A 15,928-nucleotide genomic window follows, 5' to 3' on the forward strand; every position below is an offset into this window, starting at 1 on the left:
GGACAACCGGAGGCCGACCCTGGAGGGATACGCGCAGCGAATCACCCTGCGACGCCCTCGTCACTCCCGCGCATGACCCGACCGCCTCCGTTCACACGAAAGCGATGACAGACGTCCACGCTCCCGCCGTCTGCGGGAGCAGCAGGACTAGCCGTCCTCGCGCTTCACCGGCCGCTTCCAGCCCTTCAGCGTGACCTGCCGCGCGCGCGCCACGGTGAGCTGACCTTCCGGCGCCTCGCCGCTGATGACCGAGCCGGCGCCGATGGTCGCCTGCGCGCCGACCGTCACCGGCGCCACCAGCGCCGCGTTGGAGCCGATGAACGCGCCGTCGCCGATACGCGTGAGGTGCTTGTTCACGCCATCGTAGTTGCAGGTGATGGTGCCGGCGCCGATGTTCACGCCCGCGCCGATCTCGGCGTCGCCCAGATAAGTCAGGTGATTGGCCTTGCTGCCTCGCCCCAGGTGCGCCTTCTTCATCTCCACGAAGTTGCCCACGTGCGCGCCCTCCGCCAACCGCGCGCCCGGCCGCAGCCGCGCGAACGGGCCGATGGTGCAGGCTCCCTCGGTGACGGCGCCTTCCAGATCGCAGTGCGCGCGCACTTCGGTACCGGCGGCCAGCTCGACGTCGCGCAGTCGGCAGAACGGACCGATGCGCACGCCGTCGCCTAGTTTCACGTCGCCTTCCAGAATCACGTCGACGTCGATCTCGACGTCGCGTCCGGCCGTGACCGTGCCGCGGGCGTCGAAGCGCGCCGGGTCGGCGATGCGCACGCCGGCCTCGGCCAGCTCGCGCGCGCGGCGCTGACGATACAACGCCTCCAATTCGGCCAGCTGCCACGGATTGTTGGCGCCAGCAGCCTCGCGGGCGTCATCCAGGCGCACGCACTGCGCCGGGGCGTCGGCGGCCGCGGCCAGGGCGAAGACGTCGGTCAGGTAGTACTCGCCCTGCGCGTTGGCGTTGCCCAGTTGCGCGACCCAGTCGCGCAGGGGCTTGGCGTCGGCGGCGATGATGCCGGTGTTGGTCAGACGCACCGCACGCTGTTCCGCCGTGGCGTCCTTTTCCTCGACGATCGCGGCGACGCGCTGTCCGGCGTCCAGCAGCACGCGTCCGTAGCCGGTCGGATCGACCTGTTCGGCCGCCATCACCGCCAGCGGCGCTTCGGCCTCGGCCAGCGCGCGCAGCGAATCGGCGCGCAGCAGCGGCACGTCGCCGTACAGCACCAGCACGCGCGCCGCGTCGAGCACACCATCCATCGCCAGGCGCACGGCATGACCGGTACCCAGCTGCTCGGCCTGCTCGACCCAGGCCAACCCCTCGCGTCCGGCGAACGCCGCGCGCACCTGATCGCCGCGATGACCGTACACCACATGCACGCACGCCGGACCCAGCGACTGCGCCGCGTCCAGCACGTGCGCCAGCATCGGCCGCCCGGCCAGCGGCAGCAGCACCTTGGCGGTGGAGGACTTCATGCGCTTGCCCTCGCCGGCGGCAAGCACGATGACATGGAGCGGTGCGGTCATGGATGCAGATTCCTCGAAATTCGTGCGCCACTTTGCCGCAAATGCAGCCGACTTGCCTACTTAACTGGTTTCTTCCGGTAACCGAACAGCCACCTTTCGAAGCCGTCGCGCTCGCCTCAAGCCCCACGGCTGTTCCCGTTCCGAATCACGAGCGCAGACCGGAGGCCACAGAAAGCACCATAAAAAGGCCGCCTGATGGCGGCCTTTTTATGGTGCGCAATCACTGTATGTGCGACGACTTATTTCTGCACTGACGACTGCGGACGAAGGTGCTTCGCGTCAAGCGCGCCTCGCGTGTTCTTCGCCGCGTGCTTGTCCTTCAGCGAAAGCGGGGGGATGCAGGTGGGGTTGTTACACGTCCAGCATGAAGCCGAACTGCCACCGGCAGCCACACATTGCTGATACTGCCAATTACAACTGTCGCAGGTTTGCATGGCGTAGGCCGTGGTCGAGAAACCGGCCACGATGAATCCAATGGCGAGCGCACCGGCAAAGCCGAGACTAGCGATCCATCCGGTCTTCTTCATAATCCTTTTCTCCATTCCGTGGTGATGTTGCTTAGATACCTTAAGGCACCTTTACCCAAAAATTTGGGCCCCTTGAACCTACTCTCCATGAGGATTTTCTGTCAAGCATAGCGTGGACGGTCCGCGACATGGGTTCAACTTACGCCAGTAGCCTCCGTGCTCTGTGCAGGCCATCCGCAATCTGTGTAGGGATGCATGGAAAGGCTTGGCACCTCATGCGTACGCGACCTCCGCCGGATCAACCCTCTCGCACAGACGCGCGGTCGACCGCTGCGTGATGCACATTCGCGATGGCACGGCCGGACGGGTCGGCGTTGCCCGCGAAAGCCTGCGACCAGCGATAGGCCGTCGGCGTGGAACAGGCGATGCTGGGACCGCCCGGCACCGTGCGCGCCGCGACGTCGCCGGGATAGTGCTGCTCGAACAGCACGCGGTAGTAATAGGCTTCCTTGGTCTCCGGCGGATTCACCGCGAAGCGCTGCGGCGCCAGCAGCATCTGCGCATCGCTGACCTGGGCGGCGGCGTAGTCCTTCAGCGCATCGATCCAGCCGTAGCCGACGCCATCGGAGAACTGCTCCTTCTGCCGCCACAGGATGCTGTCCGGCAGCAATCCCCGACCGGCCTCGCGCAGGATGTGCTTCTCGATGCGCCCGTCTGCCGGGCGCTTGGCCGATGGCGCTGTCTGCATCGCGACGTCGAGGAAATCCCGGTCCAGGAACGGCACCCGCGCCTCCACGCCCCAGGCCGCCATCGCCTTGTTCGCGCGCAGGCAGTCGTACTGGTGCAGCGCGTCGAGCTTGCGCACCAGTTCCTCGTGGAACTCGCGGTCGTTCGGCGCCATGTGGAAATACAGGTAACCGCCGAACAGCTCGTCCGCACCCTCGCCCGACAGCACCATCTTGATGCCCATCGCACGGATGCGCCGCGCCAACAGGTACATCGGGGTGGACGCGCGGATGGTGGTGACGTCGTAGGTCTCGATGTGGCGGATGACGTCGGACAGCGCGTCCAGACCTTCCTGCACGGTGAAGTGGAATTCGTGGTGCACGCTGTCGATGGCCTCGGCCACGGTGCGCGCGGCGGCCAGGTCGGGCGAGCCGTCCAGGCCGATGGAGAACGTGTGCAGCCGCGGCCACCAGGCGGCGCTGCGGTCGTCGTCCTCGGTGCGGCGCGCGGCGTAGCGCGCGGTGATCGCGGCGATCAACGAGGAATCCAGACCGCCCGACAGCAACACGCCGTAGGGCACGTCGCTCATCATGTGGCCGTGTACGGAGCGCTCCAGCGCGGCGCGCAGCGCGGGCGCGTTGCTCGGCCCGTTCTCGACCGCCTCGTAGTCGCGCCAGGTCGGTCGGTAGTAGCGCTGCGGCGCCTCCATGTCCGAGGTCTGCACGCAGCCCGGCGGAAAGACGTCGACGCTGACACAGACCTCGCTCAGCGCCTTCATCTCCGAGGCCACGTAGAGCCGGCCACGGGCGTCATGGCCGACGTACAGCGGAACGATGCCGATGGGATCGCGCGCGATCAGCCAGCGACTGCGCGCGCGATCCCACAGCACGAACGCGAACATGCCTTGCAGGCGACCGACAAAGCCCGCGCCGTGCGCACGGTACAGCGGCAGGATCACCTCGCAGTCCGAATCGGTGCGGAAGGCGTACTCGGGAAATTCCGTGCGCAGCGCACGGTGGTTGTAGATCTCGCCGTTGACCGCCAGCACCTGCTGCCCGTCGCTGGACAGCAGCGGCTGTGCGCCATGGATCAGGTCGACAATGGCCAGACGCTCGTGCGCCAGGATGGCGTGCGTGTCGGCGTAGACCCCGCTCCAGTCGGGTCCACGGTGACGCAGACTGCGCGCCTGTTCCAGCAACGCCGGACGCAACGCGCTGACATCGCCGGACGGATCCAGTACGGCTACAAAACCACACATGACGGTTCTCCCTCGCGAACGGCCATGCTCGCATGCACGTCCGTGCCGTGGATATGAACTTTGGTCAGATGCCGTGCCGTCCATTCGGCCGAACCCATCGACACGGCGGGCGCTGGATTCACGGCTCAGACACCTTCGCGCGCGTAGGCTCAAGCGCATGTCCGAGCGGAGTCACGCAGTCTCCGAAGTCGCCGACCGTCGCGCACGGCCGGCGCGTCTGCTGCGCCAGGGCGCGGGCTTCACCGCCGTCGGCGGACTGCAACTGTTGCTGGACTGGGGCGTGATGATCGCCCTCAGCGCCGCCGGCCTGCCGCTGCCCGCCGCCAACGTCGCCGGGCGCGCCGCCGGCGCCTGCCTGGGCTTCTGGGCCAACCGCCGCCTCACCTTCGACGGCGGCGGCCGCCATCCGCTGCCGCAACTGATGCGCTTCCTGGTCCTGTGGTCGATCCTGACCACGCTCAGCACACTGTCGCTCGACGTCATCGCCGACCACGGCGGCCTGTCCGGCGCCTGGCTGCTGAAGCCGCTGATCGAAGCCGTGCTCGCCGCGATCAGCTTCTTCAGCTGTCGACACTGGGTCTATCGCTGACCCGACGACGACGCAACCGGCGCGCCAGCGCGCACCACCGGTTGGCCGTCCTGTACCTCGAAATGGAACCGGTAGATCTGGCTGAACGGCTTGGGATCGGCGCGCACGCGGTGCTCGTTGCCCTGCGCGTCGGTTTCCCAGGTGGCGATGCGCAACGGAATGAAGCGCCACTGCAGCGCCGCCGTGCGTACCGCGTCGTCGAAAGCCTTGCGGGTGGCGTCGTCGGTCGCCTCGGCGTCGATGCGGACCGCCGTGACGCGCCCCTGTGCATCGACGATCAGCAGCGCCGTCACGTCTACCGGCGGCATGCCCTGCGATACCAGCGCCGGTGGGTAGACCGGCGCGGGATTGTCGGGATACTGCGCGGGCATCTGCGGCGTTTGCGCCGGCTCCAGGTGATAGTGCTTGAGGTGCTTGTCGGCCACCGCCTCGTAGCTGACGTCGGTCTTCGGCGGCGGCTTGCGCACCGGCGCCACGCTGCAGGCCGCGAGCATCAGCACGCATGCTAGGGCGCCATACCCGCGCATACGACGCATGCGCTCTTCGTCGAACGTGTATCGGTATGTCATCTGCACTCCCGTTTCATGATTCAAACCCAGCCATGCGCACCTTACGCACACTCGACGAACACCCAGCTGAGCCTCGCATAACGCCGCCATCCGGGCGCGCGTCTGCAGGTGCAACGCCTGCACGCCCTCCGCGCGCGCCGTTGCCACGGCCTGGCGCCGCGATCTCCTCGCCGCGCGCCTCCGACGTCACGTACACGCCGCTCAGCCCATGGTTCAATGACGACGGTTCCACGGGCTCTCGACATCGCACCTGCAGTCCACCGAGCAAGGTTTCGCCTCGCACCGCCACCAGCACGAAGGGCAGCCCCGTGTCACCCAAACATTCGGCCCATCGCGTGCGCTCGTCTTCCTCGCTGCGCCCGATCGAGGCCCCAGATCGCGTGATACCACCCTGCTAGCAACGACAGCGCCCAACGGTCGTGCCGTCAAACGTTCGATGCGCATGCGTCGCGCCCCCTTCCGAATCCCATCCTGTCCGCCCACCGCCCGCGAACTGCGTCGTCGGTCACGTCATCTATATCGTATGGCCTAGTCCAAATGCATGATTCTGACGCGAAATTCATGATTCGCTAACTTTGCATCTGGGATAGTGGCGGGGTCAGTGCAGCGTCAGAGTATTGATTTTTCTGACGATTCGGAGCCGCGTCACGCATGAGGGAGGGGGCGGCCCGGTTGGGGAAACGCACACGCGATTCTCGGCCGAACGACCTATGCCGCGCTATCTGCTGCGCTGACCGCCGCGTGAAGGCGCGATCCCTGTTCCGGTGCGCACCGGCCGGGATCTTCGTACGGACGATCTTTCACCGCGTGCCCGGAAAGGCACATCCAAGCCCACGACGTCGCCCGCAAGCGACGCCGACGACCCCGTTCGGCCCGCGACTCGCCGTCGCGCACCGTCCGGTTCCAGAACTTCGGGCCAGGATCGCCCACCGAACTATCGAAGGTCTATCGATCATGTCATTCGCAGTACCCCGCAAGACCCTGCTTCCCTTCCTCGCCGCCCTTGCGCTCTACGCCCTGTGCGGACTGTCTTCCGCCTCCGCCCAACCGGTGCCGCTGAAGACGCCGATCTACGGCGTCACGCTCGACACCATGTCGCATTTCCGCAAGACCCTCGCCTCGCTCAAGAACCTGCCCTACAAGCCCACCGTGCGCGTGGTGTTCGACATGGGCACCGCCGCCTCCGACTACCGCGCCAAGCTGGTCAAGCTGCACAAGGTCGCCTACGTCATGGGCGAAGTGATGGACTCGTACTACTTCCCCACCGACCTGGCCACCTACAAGGCGCGCACGCAGGAGCTGGTCGGCGAACTCGGCGATGTCGTCGACGTGTGGGAAATCGCCAACGAGATCAACGGCGAATGGCTGCGCGCCAATCCCAACGGCAGCAACGCCACCGTCGACGCCGAGGAAGCCCAGATCGGGCAGATGGTCGACGCCGCCAACACCATCGTGAAGAACGCCGGCGGCAAAACCGCCATCACCCTGTACTACAACGACGACGGCAAGGGCACGAACTGCTGGGAGAAGCCGGTCGACGACTGGCACACCTGGCCGACCACCTATCTGTCCGCCACCGTGCGCAACCAGGCCGACTACGCCTTCTTCAGCTACTACCCGTACAAGGACTGCCCGAATCTGCATCCGTCCTGGGAGACCGACTTCGGCACCCTCGGCAGCATCTTCCCGAACGCCAAGCTCGGCTTCGGCGAAATGGGCACATCGCAGAAAGGCGCCGCGTGGTCGATCCAGTCGAACCTGCTGACCACGTACTACGACCTGATCGGCACCATCCAGAACCCGCGCTACGTGGGCGGCGTATTCTGGTGGTACTACGCCGAGGAAATGGTGCCCTACACCAGCAACTACTGGCAGCTGCTCGACCAGACCCTGCAGAAGTTGCCGGCGCCGCAGTAAAGCGAAACCCGCAGCCACCCGTTTCACCGAAAGGCCCCGTTCGCGGGGCCTTTCGCTATGCGTCCGGCGGGCGACTCGATTCTTTCATCGACGCGGACTAGCATGAGGTTCGTATCCGCACTCGTAGCCGCGCTCGCCGGAGACGCCCATGAAACGCCTGCTGATCGTTCTCGTCGCCGTCGTGCTCGGCATCGTGGTGCTCGCCGCGGGCGCGCTGCTACTGGTCGACGCCAACCGCTTCCGCCCGCAGATCCAGGCTTCGCTGAGCGAGGCGCTGGGCCGTCCGGTCACGCTTGGCAAGCTGCACGTGTCGGTGCTGTCGGGGTCGCTCGACGCCGACGACATCACCATCGGCGACGACCCCGCCTTCGGCAAGCAGCCCTTCGTCAGCGCCAAATCGCTGGCCGTCGGCGTGCGGCTGTGGCCGCTGATCGTGCATCGCGAGCTGCACGTCACCACGCTGACCCTGGACCGCCCCTACGTGCACCTGCGCGAGAACCGCGCCGGCCGCTGGAATTTCGCCAGCATCGGCGTCGGCGATGCGAAAGCCGCTACGCCCGCCGCGACGCAGACCGGCGGCGACGCCGTGCCCGCCCTGCGCGTGGACAGCCTGCGCATCCGCGACGGCAGCATCGAACTGACCCGCGCGGCCGGCGGCTCGCGCACCTACAGCCACGTGCAGCTCAGCGCCGACCGCATCGCCACCGACGCCGCGTTCCCGTTCTCGATGCGCGCCGACATCGCCGGCGGCGGCTCGTTGCAGCTGGACGGCGACCTCGGCCCCTGGCGCGCCGGCAACGCCGCGCTGACGCCGCTCAAGGCGCACCTGGTCATGAAGCACCTCGACCTGGTCGGCGCCGGACTGATGAGCGCGCACGACGGCGTCGGCGGCGTGCTGGATCTCGATACGCAGATCGCTTCCAGCAAGGGCGTGCTGCATTCCAAGGGGCGCATCGACGCGCACAAACTGCAGCTGGTCGCCTCCGGGTCACCCGCGCCGCAGCCGGTCCGCGTCGACTACCAGGCCGACTACAACCTGAGCGCCAGCACTGGCGCCATCACCGACACCACGCTCGGCAGCGGCAAGGCGACGCTGGCGCTCAGCGGTCGCTTCGACAGCCGCGGCAAGGTCATGCAACTGGACCTGACCATGCGCGGCAGCAAGCTGCCCATCGACGATCTGCAACCGCTGCTGCCGGCCTTCGGCGTCGTGCTGCCGAAGAACTCGCGCCTCAGCGGCGGCACGCTCAACGTCAACCTGCACGCGCGCGGACCGCTCGATGCGCTGGTCATCAGCGGCCCGGTCAGCGCCGACAACACGCGGCTGGCCGGTTTCAGCCTCGGTCAGAAGCTTGGCGGCGCGCTCTCCCTGGCCGGCATCCAAGCCCCCAGCGACACCGTGATCCAGCATGCCGAAGCCAGCCTGACCATCGCGCCGTCCGGTATCCGCGCCGATCCGGCCAAGGCCGTGATCCAGGGCCTAGGCGACATCGCCGGCAAGGGTCGCATGGCCGCCAGCGGCGCGCTCGATTTCGACATGCTGGTGAAGCTCAACGCGGACCTGACCAAGAACGCGGCGTCGGGCAAATTGCTGAGTCAGTCCAAGGCCGGCCGCGTGCTCGGCGGACTGCTCGGCGGCAGCAGCCAGAACGGCATCGGCGTACATGTCGGCGGTACCGCCAGCGATCCGTCCTTCCGCCTCGACCCGAGCGCGGTCGCGGGGCTGCTGCGCTCCGGGCTCGGCGCGAAAAGCGCAACCGACGCGAACTCGACGCAGAGCACCTCGTCGCAGAAGACGCAAAGTACCAAGGACGTGCTGGGCAACCTGCTGCGCGGTGCGCTGGACAAGAACAAGAGCGGCACCGGCAAATAAGCCTGCCGGCCGCACGCTCGGGATCGGCGCGCTCCAAGTCCGTGTTCGCGCGATCCTTTCGGCACAGGCTTCCCGTGCGCTCTGCCGCACGCCGGGTCTATACTGGATGCGCAGGCCCCGTCGCCTCGTTGGATCCGGTCGCCATGCATCCTCGCGCGAGGTATCGCCATGACTCGTTCCGTTCTCGCCCTCCTTCTGATGACCCTCGCCTTCGCGCTGCCCGCGCCCGCTGCGCTGGCGCAGACCGACACCGGCGGACCCGCCGTGCAGGTTCGCTACGACGACCCGGCGCACTTCAGCGAAGCCCGCATCACGCCCCCATCCGAACGGCTCGGTGCGGACGACTATCTGCAGCCGCTGAAGCGCTACATCGAACAGCGTGCCGCGCGGATGCTGCAACCCGGTCAACGGCTGTCGATCGTCATCACCGACATCAAGCGCGCCGGTTCCTACGAACCGCGCATGGGCGCCGCCGGGACCTGGATCCGCGTCATCCGCCGCACCTACCCGCCACGCATCGACCTGCATTTCACGCTCCGCGACGCCCAGGGCGCCGTGCTGCGCGAGGGCAAGCGTACGCTGACTTCGCCCAATTTCATGAGCAGCGTCAGCCCGACCGACACCGACAACCTGCGCTACGAGAAGGCGCTGATCGACCGCTGGCTGCGCCGCGGCGAGAGTGCGCTCTGACGCATCACGGTGTCTGACAGCCCATCACCCAACCGCCTCGCTGCGCCCGTCGCGGCGATGCATTTCCGCGACGTGTCGCATGTTTCGGCGCGCACCGCCAAACGGCGCCGAGCCGCGTCACATGCGCTCAACAATGCACGGTCATGCTCGATGCTTCACCGCATGGAGAGACCGCATGAAACGCCTCGCATGGACCCTGCTCGGCAGCCTCGCGCTCTGCGCCGCCGCCCACGCCGCCGCACCGCGGTCGAATTACGTGGTGCAGGACATCTACGACGCCAACCATCCCTACGCGGCGCAGCTGCCGCAGGAACTGGCGACCAAGATGCAGAAGATGAGCGCCGACCCGTTCGCCTTCTACCGCGGCACCGCGGACCTGTTCTACCGCGACGTCGCCTCGCGCAGCTCGGCCTACGTCAACGCCGCCACGTCGCAGGTCTGGCTGGACGGCGACGCACACCTGCAGAACTTCGGCGCGTTCCGCGATTCGCACGGCAACGACGTGTTCGCGCTGAACGACTTCGACGAGGGCTACTTCGGTCCGTACGTGTGGGACGTGTGGCGCGAAGCCGTGGGCATCCAGCTCGCCGCCGAGCAGATGGGCATCGGCGCCAGCGACCGCGATGCCATCGTCGATACCTTCGTCGAGGCGTATCTGGACAAGATGACCGACTTCAAGGGCAACGACGACGAACTCGGCTATCAGCTGACCACGTCCAACACCAGCGGTGCGGTGAAGGACCTGATCCAGGCCGTCGGCGACGACAGCCGCAACCACATGCTGGACAAGTACACCGAGATCGACAACGGCATGCGCCGCTTCCAGACCACCGACAAGCTCGCCACCGTCGACAGCAGCCGCTACGCCGCCATCGCCGCATCCATCGGCGCCTACGTCGACTCGATCCCCGCCTCGCGCCGCTACGCCAGCAGCTTCTATGCCGTGAAGGACATCCGCGCCAAGCTCGGCTCCGGCATCGGCAGCCTCGGCCGCTACCGCTACTGGGTGCTCGTCGAAGGACCCAGCGCGAGCAACAGCGACGACGTCATTCTGGAGATGAAGCAGGCGGCGTCCAGCGACGTGGCCCTGGCCAACCCCGGCGGCATGCCGAGCAGCGCCTACGACGGCCAGCAGGGCTACCGCGTGGTGCGCAGCCTGAAAGCGCAGCTGATCCACGCCGACGTGCTGGCCGGCTACACCACGCTCGGCGGCAACCCGTTCTACGTGCACGAGAAATCGCCCTACCAGGAAGACTTCGACTACACCCAGCTCACCAGCGTCGGCCAATGGGAAACGGCGGCCGGATACATGGGCAAGGCCCTGGCCAGCGCGCACGCGCTTTCCGACAAGGACTACGACGACACCCTGATTCCCTACAGCGAAGACAAGGAAGTCGCCGACATCACCGATCACCATCACGACGCGTTCCGCGCCGAAGTGCGCGCCTTCGCCGACGATTACGCGCAGCAGGTCAAGGATGACTACCAGTCCTTCCTCGACGCCTACGACAGCGGCATGCCGCTGTACTGAGTGGGCCTCCTCGTCCGCGCGAGGCGGTCATGCACCGCGCGGCGACGGCATGCCCCACCACACGCTTCGCGTTTCGCGTTTCGCGTTTCGCGGACATGAAAAACCGCCAGCTCCCGAGGGAGACTGGCGGTTTTTCTGGCGTCCCGCAGCCGAGCTGCCGACGCCGATTCTCAGTGCTTGAGGTTGCGGCGCATGCGCTCCAGCGCCTGCAGCTGCGCCAGGGCCTCGGCCAGCTTGGCCTGGGCCTCGGCCACTTCCATGGCGTCGGTGCGGTCGGCCAAGGCCTTTTCGGCCTCTTCCTTCGCCGCCTGCGCGGCGGCCTCGTCGAGGTCGTCGGCGCGCGCGGCCGCGTCGGCCAGCACCGTGACCACCTGCGGCTGCACTTCCAGAATGCCGCCGGAGACGTAGAACGACTGGCGCTCGCCGTTTGCCTGGATCACTTCGACGTGACCGGGCTTGAGACGGGTGATCAGCGGCGCGTGACGCGGCGCGATGCCCAGCTCGCCCTGTTCGCCGGTGGCGATCACCAGGGTCGCCTCGCCGTGAAAGATCTCGGCCTCGGCGCTGACGATGTCGCAACGGATGGTGGTCATCTCGCTTCTCCCGTGGGGGGATCAGGCCGCCTTCTTGGCGCCCATCTCCTCACCCTTCTTGATCGCGTCGTCGATGCCGCCGACCATGTAGAAGGCCTGCTCGGGCAGGTGATCCACTTCGCCTTCGACGATCATCTTGAAGCCGCGGATGGTCTCGCTCAGCGGCACGTACTTGCCCGGCGCGCCGGTGAACACTTCGGCGACGTGGAACGGCTGGCTGAAGAAACGCTCGCACTTGCGGGCGCGCGCCACGACCTGCTTGTCCTCTTCGCTCAGCTCGTCCATGCCCAAGATCGCGATGATGTCCTTGAGCTCCTTGTAGCGCTGCAGCGTGCCCTGCACCTTGCGGGCGACGTCGTAGTGCTCCTGGCCGACGATGTTCGGGTCCAGCTGACGGCTGGTCGAATCCAGCGGATCGACGGCCGGGTAGATGCCCAGGCTGGCGATGCTGCGCGACAGGGTCACGGTGGAGTCCAGATGCGCGAAGGTGGTGGCCGGCGACGGATCGGTCAGATCGTCCGCGGGCACGTACACGGCCTGGATCGAGGTGATCGAACCGGTCTTGGTCGAGGTGATGCGCTCCTGCAGCACGCCCATTTCCTCGGCCAGCGTCGGCTGGTAGCCCACGGCCGACGGCATGCGGCCCAGCAGCGCGGACACCTCGGTACCGGCCAGCGTGTAGCGGTAGATATTGTCGACGAAGAACAGCACGTCCTTGCCCTTGCCGGACTCGTCCTTCTGATCGCGGAAGTACTCGGCCATGGTCAGGCCGGTCAGCGCCACACGCAGACGGTTGCCGGGCGGCTCGTTCATCTGGCCGTAGACCATCGCCACCTTGGACTCGGACAGGTTGTCCGGCTTGACCACGCCCGACTCGATCATCTCGTGATAGAAGTCGTTGCCTTCGCGGGTGCGCTCACCCACGCCGGCGAACACCGACAGACCCGAATGCTCGGTCGCGATGTTGTTGATCAGCTCCAGCATGTTCACGGTCTTGCCGACGCCGGCGCCGCCGAACAGGCCGACTTTGCCGCCCTTGGCGAACGGGCAGACCAGATCGATGACCTTGATGCCGGTTTCCAGCAGTTCGCTGGACAGCGCCTGCTCGTCGTAGGCCGGCGCTTCGCGATGGATCACGTTGTGCGCCTCGGCCTCGATCGGGCCGACTTCGTCGATGGGACGACCCAGCACGTCCATGATGCGGCCCAGCGTCGCCGAACCGACCGGCACCTTGATGCCTTCGCCGGTGTTGGTGGCGACCAGACCGCGCTTGAGGCCTTCGGTGGAGCCCAGGGCGATGGCGCGCACGACGCCGTCGCCGAGCTGCTGCTGCACCTCGAGCGTGATTTCGGTGCCGTCGACCTTCAGCGCGTCGTACACGGTCGGAACCTGGTCACGCGGGAATTCCACGTCGACCACAGCGCCGATGATCTGAACAACCTTGCCCTGACTCATGGATATGCTCCAAGTAACTCTTAATCGAATTTGATGTAAGCGCCAGTAGAACGTCGCTTCTCGAACAGTGCGGCCATGGATGGCCGCTTTTTGTCTTTCGCGATCATGGATGATCGCTTTGAATAAACACTCGCAACTTCACGGCTGCCGCACTGCTCATCCAGGCGGTTGCCGCGCGCCACTGTTACACCGCCGCCGCGCCGCCGACGATTTCCGAAATTTCCTGGGTGATGGCGGCCTGACGGGCCTTGTTGTAGACCAGCGTCAGTTCGTCGATCACCTTGTTCGCATTGTCCGACGCGCTCTTCATGGCGACCATGCGCGCGGCGTGTTCGCTGGCCAGGTTCTCCAGCGTCGCCTGGTACACCAGCGACTCCACGTAGCGCGTCATCACGTGCTCGAGCACGCTCTCGGCGTCCGGCTCGTAGATGTAGTCCCAGTCGTGCGCGCGCTTCATGTCGATGGCGACCACGGTATCGCCCTCGCCTTCCTTCGCCTCGGCCACGATCTGCTCGGCGGCCACCGGCAGCGGCAGCAGCGCGTCCAGACGCGGCTTCTGCAGCATGGTGTTGACGAAGTCATTGAAGCCCAGCATCACGCGATCGACCTTGCCGTCCATGTAGGCGTCGAGCATCACCTTGATGACGCCGATCAGCTGATCCATGCGCGGGCGCTCGCCCAGATGCGTGGCGGTGCCCAGCAGGTTGATCGACTTGAAGCGACGGAAGAACTGCACCGCCTTCTGGCCGATGGCGACGATGTCCACTTCCACGCCCTTGGCCTGCCACGCCTGGATCTCGCCCAGGGTCTTGCGGAACAGGTTGGCGTTGAGACCGCCGCACAGGCCGCGGTCGGTGGCGACGATCACGTAGCCCACGCGCTTGACCTCGGCGCGCTCGACCAGGAACGGGTGACGCACTTCGGTGCTGGCCGCGGCCACGTGCGCGATCACGTTGCGCATGGCGTGCGCGTACGGACGCGACGCCTTCATGCGGTCCTGCGCCTTGCGGATCTTGGAGGCCGAGACCATTTCCAGCGCACGCGTCACCTTGCGCATGTTCTGCGTGCTCTTGATCTTGGTTTTGATTTCGCGTCCGCTTGCCATCTCTTTCGCTCGCTGTGTTCGCTAGGCGTTCGTCGCGCCGCCGACGTGCCGGCGGCGTGAGGCGCTTTTACCAGCTGCCGGTCTTCTTGAACTCGTCCAGGGCGCTCTTGAAGGTCGCCTTGATCTCGTCGTTCCAGTTGCCGGTCTCGACGATCTGCTTCATCAGGTCGCCGTGGTTCTGATGCATGAAGGCGTGCAGACCCTTCTCGAACGGCAGCACCTTGCCGATGGCCAGATCGTCGAGGTAGCCCTCTTCGGCGGCGAACACCGAGATCGCCAGCTCGGCGATGGACAGCGGCGCGTACTGCGACTGCTTCATCAGCTCGGTGACGCGCTGGCCGCGCTCCAGCTGGGCGCGGGTGGCCGCGTCCAGGTCGGAGGCGAACTGCGCGAAGGCCGCCAGCTCACGGTACTGCGCCAGCGACAGCTTGATGCCGCCGGACAGCTTCTTGACGATCTTGGTCTGCGCCGAACCGCCCACGCGCGACACCGAGATACCGGCGTTCACGGCCGGGCGGATGCCGGCGTTGAACAGGTCGGTCTCCAGGAAGATCTGGCCGTCGGTGATCGAGATCACGTTGGTCGGCACGAACGCCGAAACGTCGCCGGCCTGGGTCTCGATGATCGGCAGCGCGGTCAGCGAACCGGTCTTGCCCTTCACCTCGCCGTTGGTGGCCTTCTCGACGTACTCCTCGTTCACGCGCGCGGCGCGTTCGAGCAGACGGCTGTGCAGGTAGAACACGTCACCCGGGTAGGCTTCGCGGCCCGGCGGACGCTTCAGCAGCAGCGAGATCTGGCGGTAGGCCACGGCCTGCTTGGACAGATCGTCGTAGATGATCAGGGCGTCTTCGCCGCGGTCGCGGAAGTACTCGCCCATCGCGCAACCGGAATACGGCGCGATGTACTGCAGCGCGGCCGATTCGGACGCCGAGGCCACCACCACGATGGTGTGCGCCAGCGCGTCGTTCTCTTCCAGCTTGCGCACCACGTTGGCGATCGAGCTGCGCTTCTGCCCGATGGCCACGTAGATACATTTGATGCCGGTGTTCTTCTGGTTGATGATCGCGTCGATCGCCAGTGCGGTCTTGCCGGTCTGACGGTCGCCGATGATCAGCTCGCGCTGGCCGCGGCCGATCGGGATCATCGAGTCGACCGACTTGTAGCCGGTCTGCACCGGCTGGTCGACGCTCTTGCGCCAGATCACGCCCGGCGCGACCTTCTCGATCGGGCTGGTGCCCTTGGCCTCGATCGGACCCTTGTCGTCGATCGGGTTGCCCAGCGCGTCGACCACGCGACCCAGCAGACCTTCGCCGACCGGCACTTCGAGAATGCGGCCGGTGGTCTTGGCGGTGTCGCCTTCGCGCAGATGCTGGTAGTCGCCCAGGACCACGGCGCCGACGGAGTCGCGCTCCAGGTTCAGGGCCAGCGCGTAGGTGTCGTTCGGCAGTTCGATCATTTCGCCGGACATCACGTCGGCCAGACCGTGAATGCGCACGATGCCGTCGGACACGCTGATCAGCGTGCCTTCGTTGCGGGCCTCGGCGTCGAGCTTGAACGACTCGATGCGGGTCTTGATCAGTTCGCTGATTTCGGAAGGATTGAGCTGGGTTGCCATAGTTGTTTCCCGGCGATCT

Annotated in this window: 13 protein-coding genes; 5 read left to right on the top strand and 8 right to left on the bottom strand. The window is 66.4% G+C overall.

The window, feature by feature from the left end; all coding sequences use genetic code 11:
* Positions 1 to 147: 147 nt before the first annotated feature.
* From glmU to asnB, 3 genes are all read right to left on the bottom strand, one after another.
* The gene (glmU, locus tag LF63_RS14390) at positions 148 to 1,521 is read right to left on the bottom strand and encodes a bifunctional UDP-N-acetylglucosamine diphosphorylase/glucosamine-1-phosphate N-acetyltransferase GlmU (protein ID WP_043104252.1); all 1,374 of its coding nucleotides are present in this window, start codon (positions 1,519 to 1,521) and stop codon (positions 148 to 150) included.
* A 239-nt stretch (positions 1,522 to 1,760) separates the two neighbouring features.
* Positions 1,761 to 2,048 (bottom strand): hypothetical protein, encoded by a 288-nt coding sequence (locus tag LF63_RS14395; protein ID WP_043104255.1) that lies wholly within the window; start codon positions 2,046 to 2,048, stop codon positions 1,761 to 1,763.
* 238 nt (positions 2,049 to 2,286) lie between these two features.
* Positions 2,287 to 3,972 (bottom strand): asparagine synthase B, encoded by a 1,686-nt coding sequence (gene asnB / locus LF63_RS14400; RefSeq protein ID WP_043104257.1) that lies wholly within the window; start codon positions 3,970 to 3,972, stop codon positions 2,287 to 2,289.
* Positions 3,973 to 4,129: 157 nt separating this feature from the next.
* Between asnB and LF63_RS14405 the strand changes: the two genes are divergently transcribed.
* Complete coding sequence (locus tag LF63_RS14405; protein ID WP_052395319.1) at positions 4,130 to 4,561, top strand: GtrA family protein; 432 nt, start codon at positions 4,130 to 4,132, stop codon at positions 4,559 to 4,561.
* Here the strand turns inward: LF63_RS14405 and LF63_RS15365 are convergent.
* On the bottom strand, positions 4,552 to 5,097 hold the full coding sequence (locus LF63_RS15365; protein WP_152569388.1) for an energy transducer TonB family protein: 546 nt from the start codon (positions 5,095 to 5,097) through the stop codon (positions 4,552 to 4,554). The genes LF63_RS14405 and LF63_RS15365 overlap by 10 nt on opposite strands.
* A gap of 987 nt (positions 5,098 to 6,084) precedes the next feature.
* On the opposite strand from LF63_RS15365, the gene LF63_RS14415 reads away from it, so the two are divergent.
* The 4 genes from LF63_RS14415 (at position 6,085) to LF63_RS14430 (ending at position 11,141) form a co-directional block, all read left to right on the top strand.
* A complete protein-coding gene (locus tag LF63_RS14415; RefSeq protein ID WP_043104258.1) occupies positions 6,085 to 7,047 on the top strand; it encodes a hypothetical protein in 963 nt (320 codons plus the stop codon).
* A gap of 148 nt (positions 7,048 to 7,195) precedes the next feature.
* Entirely contained in the window at positions 7,196 to 8,920 is a 1,725-nt protein-coding gene (locus LF63_RS14420; protein ID WP_052395322.1) for an AsmA family protein, read from the top strand.
* A 168-nt stretch (positions 8,921 to 9,088) separates the two neighbouring features.
* A complete protein-coding gene (locus LF63_RS14425; protein WP_043104264.1) occupies positions 9,089 to 9,610 on the top strand; it encodes a DUF3016 domain-containing protein in 522 nt (173 codons plus the stop codon).
* Between the two features lie 175 nt (positions 9,611 to 9,785).
* Positions 9,786 to 11,141, top strand: coding sequence for a DUF2252 domain-containing protein (locus LF63_RS14430; RefSeq protein WP_043104267.1), 1,356 nt, complete (start codon positions 9,786 to 9,788; stop codon positions 11,139 to 11,141).
* Positions 11,142 to 11,311: 170 nt separating this feature from the next.
* On the opposite strand, the gene LF63_RS14435 is transcribed toward LF63_RS14430, so the two are convergent.
* From LF63_RS14435 to atpA, 4 genes are all read right to left on the bottom strand, one after another.
* Positions 11,312 to 11,734 carry a F0F1 ATP synthase subunit epsilon gene (locus LF63_RS14435; RefSeq protein ID WP_043104269.1) on the bottom strand — a complete coding sequence of 141 codons (423 nt, stop codon included), beginning with the start codon at positions 11,732 to 11,734 and terminating at the stop codon, positions 11,312 to 11,314.
* 21 nt (positions 11,735 to 11,755) lie between these two features.
* Positions 11,756 to 13,189, bottom strand: a complete 1,434-nt coding sequence (gene atpD, locus LF63_RS14440) for a F0F1 ATP synthase subunit beta (protein ID WP_043104272.1) — start codon at positions 13,187 to 13,189, stop codon at positions 11,756 to 11,758.
* 184 nt (positions 13,190 to 13,373) lie between these two features.
* On the bottom strand, positions 13,374 to 14,294 hold the full coding sequence (gene atpG, locus LF63_RS14445) for a F0F1 ATP synthase subunit gamma (RefSeq protein ID WP_043104273.1): 921 nt from the start codon (positions 14,292 to 14,294) through the stop codon (positions 13,374 to 13,376).
* 67 nt (positions 14,295 to 14,361) lie between these two features.
* Positions 14,362 to 15,909 (bottom strand): F0F1 ATP synthase subunit alpha, encoded by a 1,548-nt coding sequence (atpA, locus tag LF63_RS14450; RefSeq protein ID WP_043104275.1) that lies wholly within the window; start codon positions 15,907 to 15,909, stop codon positions 14,362 to 14,364.
* Between the last annotated feature and the right edge of the window lie 19 nt (positions 15,910 to 15,928).

The organism is Oleiagrimonas soli (genome assembly GCF_000761445.1).
GTDB classification, from domain to species: Bacteria; Pseudomonadota; Gammaproteobacteria; order Xanthomonadales; family Rhodanobacteraceae; genus Oleiagrimonas; species Oleiagrimonas soli.